Origin of the sequence: Streptomyces flavofungini, from assembly GCF_030388665.1 — a bacterium.
In the GTDB taxonomy this organism is placed as follows: Bacteria; Actinomycetota; Actinomycetes; order Streptomycetales; family Streptomycetaceae; genus Streptomyces; species Streptomyces flavofungini_A.
In genome coordinates, this window is record NZ_CP128846.1 from 177,198 (window position 1) to 194,958 (window position 17,761).

The 17,761-nt window shown below is 70.7% G+C and carries 15 protein-coding genes; 6 read left to right on the forward strand and 9 right to left on the reverse strand.

Features of this window, described 5'->3' with window-relative positions:
- Positions 1-162 precede the first annotated feature (162 nt).
- The 3 genes from QUY26_RS00810 to QUY26_RS00820 form a co-directional block, all read right to left on the reverse strand.
- Positions 163-3,057, reverse strand: a complete 2,895-nt coding sequence (locus tag QUY26_RS00810) for a type 2 lanthipeptide synthetase LanM family protein (protein ID WP_289943151.1) — start codon at positions 3,055-3,057, stop codon at positions 163-165.
- Between the two features lie 143 nt (positions 3,058-3,200).
- Positions 3,201-3,401 (reverse strand): DUF6229 family protein, encoded by a 201-nt coding sequence (locus QUY26_RS00815; RefSeq protein ID WP_289943152.1) that lies wholly within the window; start codon positions 3,399-3,401, stop codon positions 3,201-3,203.
- A 107-nt stretch (positions 3,402-3,508) separates the two neighbouring features.
- A complete protein-coding gene (locus tag QUY26_RS00820) occupies positions 3,509-3,925 on the reverse strand; it encodes a Fur family transcriptional regulator (protein ID WP_289943153.1) in 417 nt (138 codons plus the stop codon).
- 247 nt (positions 3,926-4,172) lie between these two features.
- On the opposite strand from QUY26_RS00820, the gene katG reads away from it, so the two are divergent.
- Positions 4,173-6,389, forward strand: coding sequence for a catalase/peroxidase HPI (gene katG / locus QUY26_RS00825; RefSeq protein ID WP_289943154.1), 2,217 nt, complete (start codon positions 4,173-4,175; stop codon positions 6,387-6,389).
- 100 nt (positions 6,390-6,489) lie between these two features.
- On the opposite strand, the gene QUY26_RS00830 is transcribed toward katG, so the two are convergent.
- Positions 6,490-6,888 carry a peptidase inhibitor family I36 protein gene (locus QUY26_RS00830; protein ID WP_289943155.1) on the reverse strand — a complete coding sequence of 133 codons (399 nt, stop codon included), beginning with the start codon at positions 6,886-6,888 and terminating at the stop codon, positions 6,490-6,492.
- Positions 6,889-7,179: 291 nt separating this feature from the next.
- Between QUY26_RS00830 and QUY26_RS00835 the strand changes: the two genes are divergently transcribed.
- Positions 7,180-7,638 carry a hypothetical protein gene (locus tag QUY26_RS00835; RefSeq protein ID WP_289943156.1) on the forward strand — a complete coding sequence of 153 codons (459 nt, stop codon included), beginning with the start codon at positions 7,180-7,182 and terminating at the stop codon, positions 7,636-7,638.
- 96 nt (positions 7,639-7,734) lie between these two features.
- Here the strand turns inward: QUY26_RS00835 and QUY26_RS00840 are convergent, their stop codons facing one another.
- From QUY26_RS00840 to QUY26_RS00855, 4 genes are all read right to left on the reverse strand, one after another.
- Positions 7,735-8,610, reverse strand: coding sequence for a geranyl diphosphate 2-C-methyltransferase (locus QUY26_RS00840; RefSeq protein WP_289943157.1), 876 nt, complete (start codon positions 8,608-8,610; stop codon positions 7,735-7,737).
- Positions 8,611-8,672: 62 nt separating this feature from the next.
- Complete coding sequence (locus QUY26_RS00845; protein ID WP_289955361.1) at positions 8,673-9,668, reverse strand: family 2 encapsulin nanocompartment cargo protein terpene cyclase; 996 nt, start codon at positions 9,666-9,668, stop codon at positions 8,673-8,675.
- A gap of 167 nt (positions 9,669-9,835) precedes the next feature.
- Positions 9,836-11,272, reverse strand: coding sequence for a family 2B encapsulin nanocompartment shell protein (locus QUY26_RS00850; RefSeq protein WP_289943158.1), 1,437 nt, complete (start codon positions 11,270-11,272; stop codon positions 9,836-9,838).
- Between the two features lie 706 nt (positions 11,273-11,978).
- Positions 11,979-13,598: an amidase gene (locus tag QUY26_RS00855; RefSeq protein WP_289943159.1), complete on the reverse strand. Its 1,620-nt coding sequence runs from the start codon at positions 13,596-13,598 to the stop codon at positions 11,979-11,981.
- 221 nt (positions 13,599-13,819) lie between these two features.
- Here QUY26_RS00855 and QUY26_RS00860 point away from each other — a divergent pair, with 221 nt between their 5' ends.
- The 4 genes from QUY26_RS00860 to QUY26_RS00875 all read left to right on the forward strand — a co-directional run bounded on the left by QUY26_RS00860 (position 13,820) and on the right by QUY26_RS00875 (position 16,329).
- On the forward strand, positions 13,820-14,440 hold the full coding sequence (locus QUY26_RS00860; protein WP_289943160.1) for an L-threonylcarbamoyladenylate synthase: 621 nt from the start codon (positions 13,820-13,822) through the stop codon (positions 14,438-14,440).
- 99 nt (positions 14,441-14,539) lie between these two features.
- Complete coding sequence (locus QUY26_RS00865) at positions 14,540-15,337, forward strand: thymidylate synthase (protein WP_289943161.1); 798 nt, start codon at positions 14,540-14,542, stop codon at positions 15,335-15,337.
- Positions 15,334-15,837 (forward strand): dihydrofolate reductase, encoded by a 504-nt coding sequence (locus tag QUY26_RS00870; protein WP_289943162.1) that lies wholly within the window; start codon positions 15,334-15,336, stop codon positions 15,835-15,837. Before QUY26_RS00865 ends, QUY26_RS00870 begins: the two co-directional genes overlap by 4 nt.
- Positions 15,838-16,107: 270 nt before the next feature.
- Positions 16,108-16,329: a hypothetical protein gene (locus QUY26_RS00875; RefSeq protein WP_289943163.1), complete on the forward strand. Its 222-nt coding sequence runs from the start codon at positions 16,108-16,110 to the stop codon at positions 16,327-16,329.
- 338 nt (positions 16,330-16,667) lie between these two features.
- Here QUY26_RS00875 and QUY26_RS00880 read toward each other — a convergent pair whose 3' ends face one another.
- A complete protein-coding gene (locus tag QUY26_RS00880) occupies positions 16,668-17,699 on the reverse strand; it encodes a saccharopine dehydrogenase family protein (RefSeq protein WP_289943164.1) in 1,032 nt (343 codons plus the stop codon).
- Positions 17,700-17,761 lie beyond the last annotated feature (62 nt).

The window sequence follows — 17,761 nt, forward strand, 5'->3', positions numbered from 1 at the left end:
GTCGAACGTTTCGCAATCGGTTAGTTCGACCCTGGGCAATCCGTTGGCATCGTGCCACAACCAAACAGCTGTGTGGATATGCCAGACCAAGATCTTTTACGGGCGGTATGTGACATGGATCACAAGTCAAATCTTTCCCTGGAAGTCCTCGTAACCGTGAGATCAGTCGAGGAGAAGAGGGTTCGGCAGTGCCGCCTCATGGTGCATGCGCAACAGTGTGTGCAAGACGCCCGAAAGACCCGACATGAGGCTCGGAGAGAACGCCTCACGCGCCAAACCGCCGACCGGGCCACGCTGTTCGAGGCCGGTGAGGATTTCACCGTCGAGGTCCAAGACACTGCCGAAGTCCACGTCGGACACCCTGTCGAAGTCCACGGACGTGAGGAATTCCCAGAGGCCGAGGTCGCCGTGGCACAGGGTGTGGCTCCAGCCGAAGCCCTCCGCCGCACAGGCACACGCGGCACGGCGGACCATGTCCAGGTGCACCGGATCACCCGTGCGCCGGTGCAGATCGAGCATGCCGACGCCGATTCCCGCGCTGCCGTGGCACCAGCTCGTGAAGTAGTCCTCCTCGGCGCCGACGCGCACATCGAGCCAGTTGCCGTCCGCGGGCCGGTACAGGGACTCCTGGAAGGCGAAGGCCCGTTCAGCGAGCCGCCGCCAGCCGTCCCGCTCGACCGCCGTACCCGCGTCGCTGAGAGCGAGCCTGGTCAGCGCCCAGCCGATGCCGGTGGCGCCGTGGGCGAAGCCGCCGATGCCCTCGGGGTTGAGCCGCGTCGTCCAGCGCGCGCCGTCCCCCTCGACCGCGGCCAGGCCCCCGAGACGGCGCCCGATGTGCGCGGCGGCGGCCAGCCACCGGTCCTGCCCCGTCGCCTCCGCCAGGTCGAGCAGCGGGACGAGGGCGCCCGCGACCCCGTTCAGGAGGTCCACCTCGACGTCGTCCTCGACCAACCGCTTCCCCGGGGCGAGCAGTTCGGCCCGCGCCTCGGCGCGCTCAAGGAGCCGGCCCTCCCCCACGACCCGGTGCAGCGCCAGCCACGTCCACACCTGCGACGCCGCACCGCTGAACGCCCCCGCCGACGGCGTGGCCGTCCGGTCCTCCGTGGCGCGAAGGACCCGCAACGCCCCCTCGAACGTCTCGGCGACGCCCGGCACCGGATCCGCCCGCCCCGCCCGCACCTCGCTCACGTACTCCGCGAGCGTCAACGCCACCCCGCCCTGGCCGGTGTAGAGGTCGGCAGGCAGCACCCTGATCGACCAGCCCGCGGGCGTGAACACCGGACTGATCCACGTGACCGTGCCGTCGTCGCCGCGCACCGCCCCGTCGCACAGCCGTCGCACCATCTGCGCGGCCAGCGCCCGGCGGCGCCGCTCCCGGTCCCGCGCGTGCGGCCGATCGGCCGCCGCCTGCACGCGCGCGGGCAGCGAACGCTCATTGAGGTACGCGCCCACCAGCGCGTCCTGGATCACCGATTCCTCCAGCGCCAGATCGGCGTCGCGCCAGTCCGCGACCGTGGCCCCGATCGCGGCCTCGTCCACGGTGAAGCTGAACATCGGTACGTCCCCGACCAGCAGATCGGCGATCTCGGCGTCGATGGCCGCGCTCTCCGCCGGCGCGCCGGGCAGCACCTCGGCGTTGCGGCGCAGGATGTCGCGAGCGCGCTCGACGGCCGCCGACTCGTCGTGCAGGGAGGCCGGGTGCCACAGCATCCGGCCGATGTCGACGTAGGCCTGTGTGGGCCGCAGGATGCGCCGTGCCCGGCTGCCCTCGAACCGGCGGAGCAGTCGGTGCGGGTCGGTGCCCGGTCGGCGCAGGTGCGCGGTCATCTCCTGGAACCCGGCCAGGATCCGGTCCCAGTACGCGCTCAGCACCGGTGTGGGGCTGGGGTGGTTGCCCGCGGTGGGCATGGCCACCAGGTCGACCTCGAAGCGGGCCGCCGCGGTGCCGCCGTCGGCGATCACCGGGTTCGGGATCAGCGGCTGCTGGCCGGGCAGTGCCCCGACGCCGGAGATGTCCACTCCCGCGAGCGCGAAGCCGGTGCCGCGCACGGGCAGCAGTCCGGTGCGCAGGACGGTGCGGCGGATCGCGGCCGCCGCCACGTCGACCGCGTCGCCCTGGCCGCTGGGCGGGAACGGGGCGGGGGCGTCGAACAGCGTCTCGCCGTCCACGATCACCGGCACCGGGCCCGCGGCGATCATGTTCTCGGCGTGCATGTCGGTGCCGCCGGTGAAGCGCAGCACGGCGAGCCAGTGGCCGACGTTCCGGTAGAACGCGGCGAAGTCGGCGTCGGCGGCACAGTAGCGGTGGTGGACGAACTCGGCCCAGCCGTACCCCTCGCGTGCCAGGGTGCGCGGCACCCGGATGCGGTGCTCCGGCGCCGGGGCGCCCGGGAAGTCCGCGAACAGCTCGTCCAGGAGCGCGCCCAGGGCGACGTCGATGCCGGACGGACGCGGCTTGTACATGACGCTTCCGGCGGCGAAGTCGACCCGGCTGACGGTCAGGCCGCCCCGGTGGCTGTCTCCCGCGCCGAACGCGACGGCGCGCAACTCCCCCACGGGCCCGCCGACGAGGGGCCGCAGCAGTTCACGGTCGGCGCCGAGCCGTTCGGCGAAGCCCGCCGTCGCGGCGACGGACAGCCGGGCCACCGCCGCGATCCGCGCGCCGAGGGTCGGATAGCGCTCGGCGAGGCCGTCGACGTAACCCTCCTGGCACGCCTCCGCGATGAACGCGGTCCAGGTCTCCGTGTCGGATCCGGCACCGGCGCCCGCGTCGGCGCGCCCACCGGGGGTGGTCATGCGCAGCGCGTGCAGTTCGATCAGGAACAGGCGGGACAGCTTGGCGTGCAGGGAGCGCAGCAGGGAGGTGTGCCCGGCCCCGAGGATCACGTCCTGTTCGGCGCGGCCGAGCGTGTCCACGGCGGCGAGGCGCCGGGCCAGCTCGTCGTGCCAGGGGCGGGCGATGGCGCGTACCGGCTGGGCGAACCAGTCCGCTTCGTGCCGCTGCTCAGGTCTGTCCCCCGCCTGCCCGGATCTGTGCCCCGCCGCGGATCCGCTCACCGTCCACCAGCCCCTTGTCCGACGACCGCCCTGCAGACACCAGCGACGCCTAGGAAGGCATCGCGGACGACAGGGCGCGAGGAACCGCGCGGGAAGCCCGGGCACGCGACGTCACGCGCGGTCCCCCACGCCCGCTTCGTCGGTCAGCAGCACCAACTGCCGTGCGAGCCGCTCGGGCTGGAGCAGAAGCCGTAGAGGGAGTCGCTCGGGTCGGTGAGCGCGGCCTCGGCGGCGGTGCCGCCGACGTACAGCGGCCCGGCGGGGTTCGCCTGGCCGTACGCGCTCTCGGCACCCGAGAGCCAGGCGGTGAGCACGGCGGTGGTCGGAACACTGGTCTGGTGCATCAGCGGCCTCCGGACGTGGGGATGCGGGGCGGATCGCCCGGGCCTGAGTATCAGCCGGAATCGAAGCCTCGTCAGATGTCAATTCCGGCCACAGTGCGGCGGTGTCCTCAGAGCTGAGTGCAGGAGGGGCACAGGCCCCGGTAGGTGACCTCGACCTGCGACACCGTGAAGCCGAAGCGCTGCTCCTGCGGCAGGTCGGCGAGGGGGTCGCCGCTCGGGTGGACGTCGCGGATGGCGCCGCAGGCGGAACACACCAAGTGCTGGTGCGGGCGGTGGGCGTTGGGGTCGTAGCGCTTGGCGCGGCCGTCGGTGGAGACCTCCATGACCTCGCCGAGGGACACCATCTCGCCCAGGGTGTTGTAGACGGTCGCCCGGGAGATCTCCGGCAGCAGGTGCGCCGCGCGGGCGTGCACCTCGTCGGCCGTCAGATGCACGTGGTCGCCGTCGAGGACCTCCGCGACGACACGCCGCTGGGAGGTCACCCGCCAGCCACGCCCTCGCAGTCGCTCCAGCAGGTCGCTCATATCGGTTCACCCATTCAGGCTCGGTGGCGTACGCCGAGTTTACCGGCACTCGTACGGATTCTGAATCAATATGAATCAGTTGAGCTTCTTGACCTGGACAGCGTCCATCGTAGGATCGGTTTCCTACGATGACCAAGGGAGCGGGCCAGTCCGTTTCGGTCGACTCGCCCCCCTGTGGGGCGCCGCCCCGGCTGTCTCACCGCGCAGTCCTCCAGCACCACGATTCACTCAGTTCGAAAGGCTTCCCATGGCTGAGAACCCGGACGCAATCGTCACCGACGCGAAGGTCGAGGAGGGCGGAGGCTGCCCGGTCGCCCATGGCCGTGCGCCGCACCCCACGCAGGGCGGCGGCAACCGCCAGTGGTGGGCGGACCGGCTGAATCTGAAGATCCTCGCCAAGAACCCCGCCGTGGCCAACCCGCTCGGTGAGGACTTCGACTACGCCGAGGCGTTCAACTCCCTCGACCTCCCGGCCGTCAAGCGGGACATCGCCGAGGTGCTCACCACGTCGCAGGACTGGTGGCCCGCCGACTTCGGCAACTACGGCCCGCTGATGATCCGAATGGCCTGGCACAGCGCGGGCACCTACCGCATCAGCGACGGCCGCGGCGGCGCCGGTGCCGGCCAGCAGCGCTTCGCGCCGCTCAACAGCTGGCCGGACAACGCCAGCCTCGACAAGGCCCGCCGCCTGCTGTGGCCGGTCAAGAAGAAGTACGGCAAGAACATCTCCTGGGCCGACCTGATGGTCCTCACCGGCAACGTCGCCCTGGAGACGATGGGCTTCAAGACCTTCGGCTTCGCCGGTGGCCGCGAGGACGTGTGGGAGCCGGAGGAGGACGTCTACTGGGGCCCCGAGACCGAGTGGCTCGGCGACGCCCGCTACACCGGCGACCGCGAGCTGGAGAACCCGCTCGGCGCGGTCCAGATGGGCCTCATCTACGTCAACCCCGAGGGTCCCAACGGCAACCCGGACCCGATCGCCGCGGCCCGCGACATCCGCGAGACGTTCCGCCGCATGGCGATGAACGACGAGGAGACCGTCGCCCTCATCGCCGGTGGCCACACCTTCGGCAAGACCCACGGCGCGGGCCCCGCGGACAACGTCGGCAACGACCCCGAGGCCGCCCCGATGGAGCAGCAGGGCCTCGGCTGGAAGAGCACGTACAACACGGGCGTCGGCAAGGACGCCATCACCTCCGGCCTCGAGGTCACCTGGACCGAGACGCCGACCCAGTGGAGCAACCACTTCTTCAAGAACCTCTTCGAGTACGAGTACGAGCTCACCCAGAGCCCGGCCGGCGCCAACCAGTGGGTGGCGAAGAACGCCGAGGCGATCATCCCGGACGCGTTCGACCCGTCGAAGAAGCACCTCCCGACGATGCTCACGACGGACCTCTCGCTGCGCTTCGACCCGATCTACGAGCCGATCTCGCGTCGCTTCTACGAGAACCCGGAGGAGTTCGCGGACGCGTTCGCCCGCGCCTGGTACAAGCTGACGCACCGTGACATGGGCCCGGTCGCCCGCTACCTCGGCCCGGAGGTCCCCGCCGAGGAACTGCTGTGGCAGGACCCGCTGCCCGCGCGCACCGGTGAGGTCATCGACGCCGCCGACATCGCGGACCTCAAGGAGCGGATCCTCGGCTCCGGCCTCACGGTCGCCCAGCTCGTCTCCACGGCCTGGGCCGCGGCCTCGTCCTTCCGCGGCAGCGACAAGCGCGGCGGCGCCAACGGCGCCCGCATCGCCCTGGAGCCGCAGCGCAACTGGGAGGTCAACAACCCGGACGACCTCGCCCAGGTCCTGCGCACCCTCCAGGGCGTCAAGGAGGCGTTCGACTCCGCGGGCGGCAAGCAGGTCTCGCTGGCCGACCTGATCGTCCTCGCGGGCACCGCGGCCGTCGAGAAGGCGGCCAAGGACGGCGGCGTCGAGGTCCAGGTGCCGTTCTCGCCGGGCCGTGTCGACGCCACCCAGGAGCAGACGGACATCGAGTCGTTCGACGCGCTGGAGCCCGCCGCCGACGGCTTCCGCAACTACGTCGGCAAGGGCAACCGCCTCCCCGCCGAGTACCTGCTGATCGACAAGGCGAACCTGCTGACCCTGAGCGCCCCCGAGATGACCGTCCTCGTCGGCGGTCTGCGGGTCCTCGGGGCCAACCACGGGCAGTCCAAGCACGGCGTCCTCACCGACAGGCCGGGCACGCTGACCAACGACTTCTTCGTCAACCTGCTCGACCTGGGGACGACGTGGAAGTCGACGTCCTCGGCGCAGGACGAGTTCGAGGGCCGCGACGCGAGCGGCGCGGTCAAGTGGACCGGCACCCGCGCCGACCTGGTCTTCGGCTCGAACTCCGAGCTGCGCGCGCTCGCGGAGGTCTACGCGAGCGACGACGCGAAGGAGAAGTTCGCACGCGACTTCGCCGCCGCGTGGGGCAAGGTCATGGACCTCGACCGGTTCGACCTCGCCTGAGGCATCCCTGACGTCGATGGATCGTTGACGTCAGCCGGAACCACGGACGTCCAGGTCGACCGGGCTCGGTCGACCTGGACGTTCTTCGTGTCCGGATGGCTCAGCAGGCCGCGTCGACCGAGCTCAACTTGTTGTCGTGGTCGGGGTGGAGATTGCCCTTGAACCAGCCCGGGAGCGGGCCCAGACGCCCGGTGTAGGTGCCGTCGTACAGGATGATGGTGGTCGGCGTCCTGTTCCAGGCCGAGGTGGTCTTCCCGTCGAGATAGCCGGGGAGGTGGTGGCGGCCGCAGCTCGGCACGACCCAGAACAGTCCCTCGCCGTTGTAGTGCTGGAAGAAGCAGGTCCCCGCGCCACACCGGTCGTACGCGTCGCGCGCGGCCCTGTCACCGTCGGTTCCGGTGACCCGGTACAGACCCTCGACGCCCGGGACCTTCGTGAACTGGGTTTCCGCCGCACTCGCGACTGTCGGCATCATCAGGGTCATGACAAGTGCAGCCATACTGGCCAGCGCTCTTTTACGCACGCGTCCTCCTCAGAAGGGGAATTCGCCCCCAGGGCCGACCAGTCCGGCTGATCCTGTCGGAACCACGCCCTGCCGGGAAGCAGAATATCGGCCCCTTCCCCCTATCGGCGGCGCATTTCCCATCCCGCATTTTCCGGTCATCGAAGGACATCAAACCGCCAACCGCCACGGAGTCTTTCCTTCCGGCATGAAAGCGATGACATCGTCCGGATGCGGCGCCCGACAGGGCACCGCTGGAAGAACTGCCTGACTCAAGGAGTTCCTTTCGTGGGGAAGAAAGCCGGCACGTTTCTCGTAACCGCCGCACTCGCTTCGATGGCCCTCGTCGGCCAGGCGAGTGCGGCTCCCACCGACCACACCTCCGCCACAAGCGGCAGGGCACAGGCGGGAATCCTCTCGGATCAAGTGCGCTACGCCCCCTTCACCCTCAACCACAACGAGTCCGTCAGCTCCGACACGGCCAGACTGGTCATGCAGTCCGACGGCAACCTCGTGGTCTACGACGAGTTCAACCGCGCCAGATGGGCCTCGCGCACGGTCGGCAAGGGCTGGACCGCCCGCCTGCAGGAGGACGGCAACTTCGTCGTCTACACCCGCAGCGGAGCGCCGGTCTGGGCCTCCAACACCGCGGGGCGCCCTGGTTCCCGCCTGGTCGTGCAGGACGACGGCAACGTCGTCATCTACGACGGCAGTCGCGCGGTCTGGGCCTCGAACACCGCCCACTAGCCTTCCGCGCGCCGCACCACAACGCACCACAGGTCGGGCCCCCGCGGGGGCCCGACCTTCTCGCGCCGCTCGGTCAGGACCTGCTCGCGCCGCGCGTCACACGCGGTCGGCGACGATCAGCAGATACTGGAAGCTGCCGTTGCGGTAGGCGTTCAGGAACGTTTCTTCGATTCCCGTCACCAGGTGGTCGGCCTGCTGCCGCAGCTCCCAATAGGGCATGGCGGCCGCCGTCAGGTCCTCGACGTGCACCGGTACGAGACGATTGCGCGCCATCGCGCGGAAGTACTCCGAGCGCGGGTGGATGTCGCAGATGTAGTGGGCGTTGATGAGGGACACCTCGCGGGACGCCTGCCCGTAGGTGTCGTTGTAGCAGCCGGTGATCGTCACATAGCGGCCGCCGCGGCGCAGCAGCCTGGCGTGTTCGGCGAACAGGAGCTCCAACTCGACGTACATCGTGGACTCGTTGTTCCACGACGCGGCGAACGCACCGGTCGGGAAGCCGGTGTCGAGCATGTTCAGGTGGTGGTAGCGAACCTTGTCGTCGATGTGGCGCTTGCGGGCCTGCTCGCCCGCGAAGTGGGCCTGCTTCTCCGAGAGCGTGACGCCGTCGGCGTAGCAGTCGTAGCGCAGATGGGCCACGACGGAGCCGCCCCCGCGCCCGCAGCCCGCGTCGAAGACCCGGTCCGCGGGGGTGAGGGGGCCGAGGTGGGAGGCGAGCAGGTCGGCCTGGGCCTGTTCGAGGCGGTGCAGTTCGGCGGTGATCCGCTCCTGCCGCTCGGCGGGGTCGCTCACATCGAGGACGGTCGTGTCGGCCTCCCCGATGCCGTAGTGGTGGTGGTAGAGGTCGTCGATCCTCCCGAGTTCGAGATTGACCGGGTTCTCCTCGGCGTTCCAGTAGTCCGCGACACGGTTCTGGTAGGTCGACTGGGCGGGCACCGGTGCGGCGGTGGGCCGGGCGTCGGCAATGGTCAACAGGGACTCCTCTTGGTGCGGGGGACGACGGGTCGGGCGGACGGAACCGCCGGTGACGGGATTCACCAGTAGTTGGGCAGGTGGTAGCGGTGGGTGTTGGTGGCGTGCCACTCGTGGTTGCCCGCCACCCAGGCGGCGAGGCCCCTGGCGTAGCGCTCGACGAGCGGTGAGGTGGCCGCGAGGGCCGCGGACTCCTCCTCGAAGGCCGCCATCACCTCGTTGTGGATCTCCACGGCCTTCAGGTACGCCGCTTTGAGGCCGCAGCGTTCGTTGGCGGCGATGGCCTGCGGCAGATTCAGGTGGGTGGGGTCGCCGGCCAGCTCCTTGGTGAAGGAGTACAGGTCGTTGACGATGGTCGTGGCGTTGCAGGCGAGCGCGGTGATCCGCTGGATCTCCGGTCGGGCGTAGACCTGTTCGGGCAGTTCGTAGCCGTCCACGGCGTCGACGATCGACAGGCAGGGGCGGAAGTTGTTGAACTGCCGCATCACCAGGTACTCCCACACCTTGGGCACGTACCGGGTCTCGGCCCAGGCGGCCTCGCCGAGGTAGCCGAGGTGCAACCGGGCGATGTCGTGCACGAACCGGTCGCTCTGGCTGGGCGTGGCGAAGGCCGCGAAGTCCTTCATGGCCTGGTGGTACGAGCGGAGCGGCCCGTCGGCCTGGATCCCGCGGCGCCACTGCGCCTCCACCTCGGGGGCGCCGTGGAACGGGTCGATGGCCGCCTGGGCGAGGACGAGGCGGCCGCCGAGGCCGCGCGGCGTGCCGCCCCTGCCCTCCTCCGCCTCGCAGTAGCAGCTGTCGACGAGGTTCTCGGCGAGCAGCAGCTTGCCCGCGGCCGTGAGGCGCTCCACGTCGACGGCGCCCGGGTGCTGGAGCACCACGGCCCGGCCGAACTGGAAGCCCGCGAAGTCGCCCTTCCAGGCCGCGGGGAACAGGTCGTGCTCGTGCGCCCAGGCCTCCAGCCTGCGGTCGACCTCGGCGACCTTGCCGGGTTCGGCGGGCACGGCGGGCCGGTGGTGCAGGCCGGGGATCGGGCCGCCCCTGCGGGTGGCGCGCAGCGACCCGGCGAGGTTCGGCGGGCCCGGCGGCCGCCAGGGCGGCCGGGGCGGCGGTTGCTGCGGCTGCTTCTGTTGCCGCGGTGCGGGGGTTGTCGGCCGCCCGACGGCGGGAACCGGTGGGTCCGCCGACGCGAGCTGCGGGGGTTCGACCGACTCGGGCGGTGCGCTCACTCCGTACTCCGACCGATCTGCACGTTCTCCAGGATCCCGGCGGCGTCCGGGACGAGGATGGCGAGCGAGTAGTAGGCGGTGACCAGATACCGCATGATCGCGGCCTCGTTGATGCCCATGAACCGGACGTTGAGGCTCGGCTGGTACTCCTCGGGGATGCCCGTCTGGTGCAGGCCGACGACGCCCTGGTCGGCCTCCCCGGTGCGCAGCGCGATGATGCTGGTGGTGTGCTCCTCGCTGATCGGGATCTTGCCGCAGGGGAACAGCGGCACGCCCCGCCACGCGGGCACCTCGTGGCCGTCGACCGTGGCCGTGCCCGGCACGAGGCCACGCTTGTTGCACTGCCGGAAGAACGCCGCGATCGCCTTGGGGTGGGCCAGGAACAGCTTGGTCTTGCGGCGCATGGCGAGGAGTTCGTCGAGGTCGTCGGGGGTGGGCGGGCCGGTGTAGGTGCTGATGCGCTGGCCGTAGTCGACGCTGTGGAGCAGCCCGAACTCGCGGTTGTTGACCAGCTCCCACTCCTGGCGTTCGCGGATCTCCTCGATGGTCAGGCGCAGCTGCTGCTCGGTCTGGTCCATCGGGTTGTTGTAGAGGTCGGCGACGCGGGTGTGGATGCGCAACACCGTCTGGGTGAGTGACAGTTCGTACTCGCGCGGGGCGAGTTCGTAGTCGACGTAGCCGCCGGAGAGGGTGGGCTCCCCGACGTGTCCCGCTTGCACGGGGACTTCGGCCTCGCCCTTGCGGTTCATGGGCTTGGTCTGCCGCTGCGCGTAGGCGTCGAGGTGCGCAGCGAGGGAGGGGGAGCCCTCCACGATCTGCTGCAGGGAGTCCCAGGGCAGCACGAGGACGACGCCGGGCGTCTCGGCCCGCACCGAGCTGAGCCAGAGCGGGTCGGGCCTGCCCACGGCCTCGTCGCCCATCTGGTCGCCGTCGGTGACGACGCCGATGACCTCTTCCTCGCCGAACTTGCCGGTGGCGTAGCGGGTGAAGCGGCCGTGCACGACGAGGTAGGCCTCGGTGACGGGCTGGCCGGCGTCGAAGAGCACCTCGCCCACGCGCACCTGCCGCACCCGCAGGCGGGAGGCGATCTTCCTGAGGACGCCGGTGTCGGAGTAGCCGCGCAGGACGGGCAGTTCGGTGAGAGTCTCGGGGATGACCTTGATGTCGTCGGCGCCGTTCTGCTCGAACTGCACCCGCCCTCGGCCGACCTTGAGCTGGAGGCGCCGGTTGACCCGGTAGGTGCCGCCCCTGACGTCCGTCCACGGCAGCATCTTCAGGAGCCATCGCGAGGTGATGGCCTGCATCTGCGGTTCGGACTTGGTGGTCGTGGCAAGCTGGCGCGCCGCGAGGGTACTGAGGCTGGTCCGCTGTGCCTCGGCGGTCTCGTCGCCTTCTTCGGTGCTGGGTCCGGCAGCGCTTTCGGACGTGGTCACATTGCCTCCTGTACGTGGACGGACATGAGCGGAGGTGCGTGGACGGACAAGTGCGCGGGTGCATGGACGGAATAGACGGAATGGATGGAATAGACGGAATGGACGGAACGGATGCGGCAGCGCGTGGCCGCGGTGGACGTCTTGCGGGCGTACGGGACGTGCGGACGGCGACGTGAGCCGACGGGCACGGACGTGCGTGAGCGCGCTCGGGCCCGTGCGGACGGCGTCCGCGGGCGGGCGGGAGGACGGGTGGGAGGCGCGGGCCGCACCGGGCCGTCCTCTGGACCACGTCGTGGTCCTGCTGGGGCCTTGAGCACGACGTGAGCGCGCAGTGCGGACTCACGAGCGGCTGCGGGGCGAGGGTGGCTTCGGGGACAGCGGCGTGGTCGTCGGGCGGCTGCGGTCGGGGACGGGTCCGGGGCGGTCGGAGCCGGCGCGACAGCGCCGTGACGGCATGTGCGGCCGGGATGTGCGGGCTGCACGGGCTCCATGGGCTAGCCAAACAGTCCCGGAAGGCAGCGGGGAACCCCGCCTCGACGGCGGTCGGACGCAGAGGGTGGTGCGGATCGCCGGAAAGGGCGCGGCGGGCAAAGGCGCACGCCTCCCACGCCGGATCCCCGCCCCCGTGCGCTAGGCGCAGCGGGCGCGCGGGGGCCGTGGACGGCGGGGAGGACGTGCGCCTCCTGCGCTGCGGTGGACGCGGGGGTCAGCGACCCAGCGTCGGCAGGTACCGGGGTGCCCGCCAGGCGTTCAGGCGGCGCTCCACCGCCGCCCCGAGCGAGAGCAGTTCGGCGTCCTGGCGGTCGCCGGCCATCAGGAGCAGGCCGACCGGCAGCTCCTTCACCTGGCCCGCGGGGACCGAAAGCGACGGGTATCCGGCGACGGCCGCGGGCGTGGAGGACGGGATGATGTCGTTGTCGCCCCGGCCGCAGTCCGTCGTCCAGGCGGGCGGGTTGGTGGGCGCGGCGATGGCGTCGAGGTCATGGGCGGCCATGGTCTCGTCCAGGGAGCGTCCGGCGAGGTCCTTCAACTCGGCGCGCATGGCGCGGTACTTCGGGTCGGTGGTGGGCGGCGCCGCGAGGGCCTGCTCGAAGAGTTCCTGTCCGGCGAAGCAGGTCTGCTCCCCGGGGTGGGTGCGGTTGAACTCGATGAGCGCGGCGAGGTCGCGGGGGCCCTTGCGGGTGCCGAGGTAGGCGTCGATGTCCCGGTGGAACTCGCTGAGGAGCGCGGGGAACTCGAGTTCGGCGATCCGCGCCTGGTACGGGGGCGTCACCTCGACGACTTCGGCTCCGGCGGCGCGCAGCTTCCGTACGGTCCGGGTCATCACGGCGTCGACCTCGGGGCCGAGTGAAGGCAGCCGCCACAGTCCGATGCGCTTGCCGCGCAGCTCGCCGTGGAGCGCCCCGCCGTCACTCAGCGGGCCGAGGGCGCTGCCGAGGCGGGGCGCGCCGCCGCCGGAGAGCACCGACAGGGTGAGCGCGGTGTCGACCACGTTGCGCGCCATGGGGCCCGCGGTGTCCTGCTCGGCGGAGATCGGCACGACGCCGCGCCGGCTCACCAGGCCGAGGCTCGGCTTGTGGCCGACCACGCCGTTCATCCCCGCCGGGCACACGATGGAGCCGTCCGTCTCGGTGCCGATGGCCACCTGCGACAGCGAGGCGGCGAGCGCGGCGGCCGACCCGGAGGACGAGCCGCAGGGGTTGCGGTCGAGCACGAAGGGGTTGTGGGTCTGGCCGCCGACCGCCGACCACCCCGACGTGGGCTTCGCCGCCCGGAAGTTGGCCCATTCGGACAGGTTGGTCTTGCCCAGGACGACCGCGCCCGCGTCCTTCAGCCGGGTCACGAGGGCGGCGTCGCCGCCGGGCGGGCTCCCGGCCAGGGCGAGGGACCCGGCGGTCGTCGGCATGTCGCGGGTGTCCACGTTGTCCTTGAGGAGCACGGGGATGCCGTCGAGCGGGCCGAGGGCGCGGCCGTTCCTGTGCCGGGCGTCGCTGGCGGCCGCCTGCGCCAGTGCCTTCGGGTTGGTGCGCAGGACCGCGTGGATCTTGGGGTCGACGGTCTTGATCCGCCGCAGGTAGGCACGGGTGAGCGCGGACGAGGTGAGCGATCCGTCCGCCATGCGTGCCTGCAGCTGAGGGATCGTCACCGTGTCCAGGTAGCGGTCGGCTACGTCGGCGGAGTCGGCGGCGTCCGCCCGGGACGAGCCGGTGGACTCCGGTCCCTCGGCGTCCGGCGCGGCCGCCTGCGCGGGTGGGTTCGGCGTCCCCGCCACAAGGGCTCCCGCAGCGATGACGGCGATCAGTGACGCAATGCTCCTCTTCCCCATAGGAGTTAGGTGACTACACGGGCCACATCCAGCGCAAGGGTGCCGGGCCGCACCACCGGCCACTGGGACACCGAGCGCCTGCCCCATCGGTCCGCGTCCGGCCTCATCGGCCCCTGCGGCCTCATCCTGTCCCCCGGCCCCGCCCTGCGCTCCGGCCCCCGCCCTGCGCCTCGGCCACGTCCTGCCCTTCGGGCCCACCCGTCCGCGCCTAGACTCGGCGAATGGCCAAGTACTTCGACGTGCACCCCGAGAACCCGCAGCGGCGCACCATCTCCACGGTGGCGGACAGCATCCGGTCCGGCGCTCTCATCGCGTACCCGACGGACTCCTGCTACGCGCTGGGATGTCAGTTGGGCGACCGGGCCGGCATCGGCCGGATCCGTTCGATCCGGAACCTCGACGACCGTCACCACTTCACCCTGGTGTGCCAGACCTTCGCGCAGCTCGGTGAGTTCGTGCACATCGACAACGACGTGTTCCGCGCGATCAAGGCGGCGACGCCCGGCAGTTACACCTTCATCCTGCCCGCGACGAAGGAGGTGCCGCGCCAGCTCCTGCACCCGAAGAAGAAGACCGTCGGCGTCCGCATCCCCGACCACGTCGTCACCCAGGCGCTCCTCGCCGAGCTGGGCGAGCCGCTGCTCTCCAGCACCCTGCTGCTGCCCGGCGAGGAAGCGGCGATGACGCAGGGCTGGGAGATCAAGGAGCGCCTCGACCACGTGGTGGACGCCGTCCTGGACTCCGGGGACTGCGGCACGGAGCCGACGACGGTCATCGACTTCTCCGGCGGCGACATCGAGATCGTGCGCCGCGGCGCCGGGGACACCACGCGCTTCGAGTAGCGGGTGCCGGGGGCCGGCGAGGGGAGCCCGGCACCGGCCCCGGCGCGCGGCGGCGGGGCCGTCGGGTGCACACGCGGGTGACCAGTAGAATCGACGCCTGTGGCGGACACCCAGTACGAAGACCTGTTGAAGTCGGTGCTCACCTCCGGGACGGCCAAGGCCGACCGGACGGGCACCGGTACCCGAAGTGTCTTCGGACACCAGTTGCGCTATGACCTCTCACAGGGGTTTCCGCTGGTCACCACGAAGAAGGTGCACCTCAAGTCGATCGTGTACGAGCTGCTGTGGTTCCTGCGCGGCGACTCGAACGTGGGCTGGCTGCAGGAGCACGGCGTCTCCATCTGGGACGAGTGGGCCGACAAGGACGGCGAGCTCGGTCCGGTCTACGGCGCCCAGTGGCGCTCCTGGCCCGCTCCGGACGGCCGCCACATCGACCAGATCAGCGAGGTCCTCGACACGCTGCGCCGGGACCCGGACTCCCGCCGGATGATCGTCTCCGCCTGGAACGTCGCCGAGCTCGACAAAATGGCGCTCGCCCCCTGCCACGCCTTCTTCCAGTTCTACGTCGCCGACGGCAAGCTCTCCTGCCAGCTGTACCAGCGCAGCGCGGACCTGTTCCTCGGCGTCCCGTTCAACATCGCCAGCTACGCCCTGCTCACGCACATGGTGGCGCAGCAGGTCGATCTCGAGCCGGGCGACTTCATCTGGACCGGCGGCGACTGCCACATCTACGACAACCACGTCGAGCAGGTGACCGAGCAGCTCTCGCGCGCCCCGTTCGCGTTCCCCGAGCTGCGGCTGCGCCGAGCGGACTCGCTCTTCGAGTACGCCTACTCCGACGTGGAAGTGGTCGGCTACCAGCACCACCCCGCGATCAAGGCCCCGGTCGCCGTATGAACGTCGGGCTCATCTGGGCGCAGTCCCTGGACGGCGTGATCGGCGCGGACAACGGCATTCCGTGGCGGCTGCCCGAGGACATGGCGCACTTCAAGGCCACCACCCTCGGCCATCCCGTGGTGATGGGCCGCAGGACCTGGGACTCGCTGCCCCCGCGGTTCCGTCCCCTGCCCGGCAGGCGCAACGTGGTGGTGACGCGCGATCCGCTCTGGGCCGCCGAAGGCGCGGAGCGTGCCGGGTCCATCGCGGAGGCCCTGCAGCGCGCGGCCGAGCCGTCGGCGTCGGCCGCCCCCGCCTCGGTGTGGGTGATCGGCGGCGGCGAGATCTACCGGGCGGCCCTGGAGCACGCCACGACGCTCTCGGTGACCGAGGTGGACGCGACGGTGGCGGGCGACACCTACGCCCCGGCCCTGGCCCCGGAGTGGAAAGTCACCGAGGACAAAGGCTGGCAGACCTCCACATCCGGGCTGCGCTACCGCATCCGCAGATATACCCGGTAACTGCCGAATCGCCTCCGATCAATTACCCGGACCGCCGGTCTGATCAATTTCAGAGCCGCCCTGCCGCACAAATCAACTGGTCAGATTCCGCTTTTCCGCTGCTGTTTACCAGCACTCTCTGATCAATTTCCCCGACTACTCCTTCGCAGAGCCGAAAGCAGCAGATCAAGATTCATTTCGGCGCCGGCCGTACGACCCTTGACAAACCTTTCAGCAGGCCGAAGCCATGGTGAATCCTGCTGGCGAGGAGTGGGCCAGGGGAGGCCGTGAATGTCCGTCACGGAGCAGTCGTCAACATCGCGGCTCGAAGCCGACATGTTCTTATTGCACGCGCCCAGCGTCTATGAATTCCGCGAGCGCGACGACATGCTGTTCGCGTATCTCAGCGACAGCGACAGCGACAGCGTGAATGTCACCTCGGTCTACGAGATCTACCCCATCGGCTGGTTCTCGATTAAGCAGCTTCTTGCCGACTGCGGGTTCGAGACATAAATAGTCACCGTCGCCTCGTTGATGCTCCTGCATCCCGAGCTGAACGTGCCACGGCTGCTCGCCCGGTTGGAGGCGCCGATCTTCGGGTTCGACCTGCACTGGATGGCGCACTGCCACGGCTCGGTCGACCTCGCGGCCGTCGTGAAGGAGGTGCACCCCGAAGCGCTCACCGTCTTCGGCGGCATCTCGGCGACGTACTACGCCGAGGGGAGCCGAGGGGAATCGACGGCGGCTTCTGCCTCTGACGCCTTGCCGCTCTCGGGTTCCCCGGCTGTTCCGCGACGCTCCCCGCCCTCCCCTGGCCGCTCCGTGGCCGCTCCCCCTCGCCCTCCTTCTGGCTACGGGAACAGCTCGAAGGAGACGTGCGGGGCCAGCGCGCGCAGGAAGTCCTCCGCGTCGAAGAGGGCGCCCGCCGATGCGACCCCGGTCGTCCTGGTCCGCCCGCTCAGGACGCGGTCGACCGCCTCCACGGCAAGGGGCGCGCTGACGGCGTAGATGTCCTGGCCCCGAGCCACGGCGCGGCGTTCCTCGCCGCCGGAACGCACGACGACGTCGAGGAGGAAGGTCTGCGCGGAGCGCCCGCTCTCGTCTACCGGGGCGGGCGCCGGTGTGTCCGGGGCGGCGAGGTCCCGGACGGCCTCGACCGTCATGTAGCCGCGCACTTCGGGCACGGGCAGGTGGCTGGTGATGGTGACAGCGTCGGCCATCGTGAACTCACCGACGACGGCCCGGGTGCCCATCGGGTGCGGGAAATCCCACTTCAGGGTGGGCGCCTCGTCGTCGCGGTACTCCAGGCGCCCGTTCGTGCAGAGGACGCGGCGGCCGTCGCGGCGCTCCCGGGAGACCGCGCCCGCAGTGCGCGTCCCGGCGGTCGGGTGCCAGCTGCTCAGGCCGTACGCGATGTGCACCTCGTCGGCCGCCGTCCAGTCGCCGAGCGCGGCGGTCGCCAGCAGGTCGCCGAGGCCTCCGTAGAAGGCCATGGCGGGTACGATCACCGCTCCCTCGGCGCGGGCCCGGTCCGCGTACCGCGTGAACGTGTCGGCGTTGGCCTCGATCTCGGCCGCCACGTCCACGTACGGGATGCCCGCGCGGAGCGCCGCCTCGATGAGCGGGGCGGCCGTCGTGGCGAAGGGCCCGGCGCAGTTGATCACGGCGGCCGTGTCCGCCAGCGCGCCGTCCAGCGCGTCCGCGTCGTCGACCGTCGCCGGGCGGGCCTCGACGCCCTCGTGCGCCGCGGCCAGGTCGCGCAGCTTGTCCGCGTCGCGTCCCGACAGGACCGGCACGAACCCGCGGTCCCTCAGCCGTGCCACCACGAACCGCCCGGTGTGCCCGTACGCGCCGAACACCAGCACTCGCTGTCCCTCACCCATGACCTCGGCCTCTCCCCGTTCTCCGTGTGATCACTGCGATCACAGCGATCACTGCGATCCGC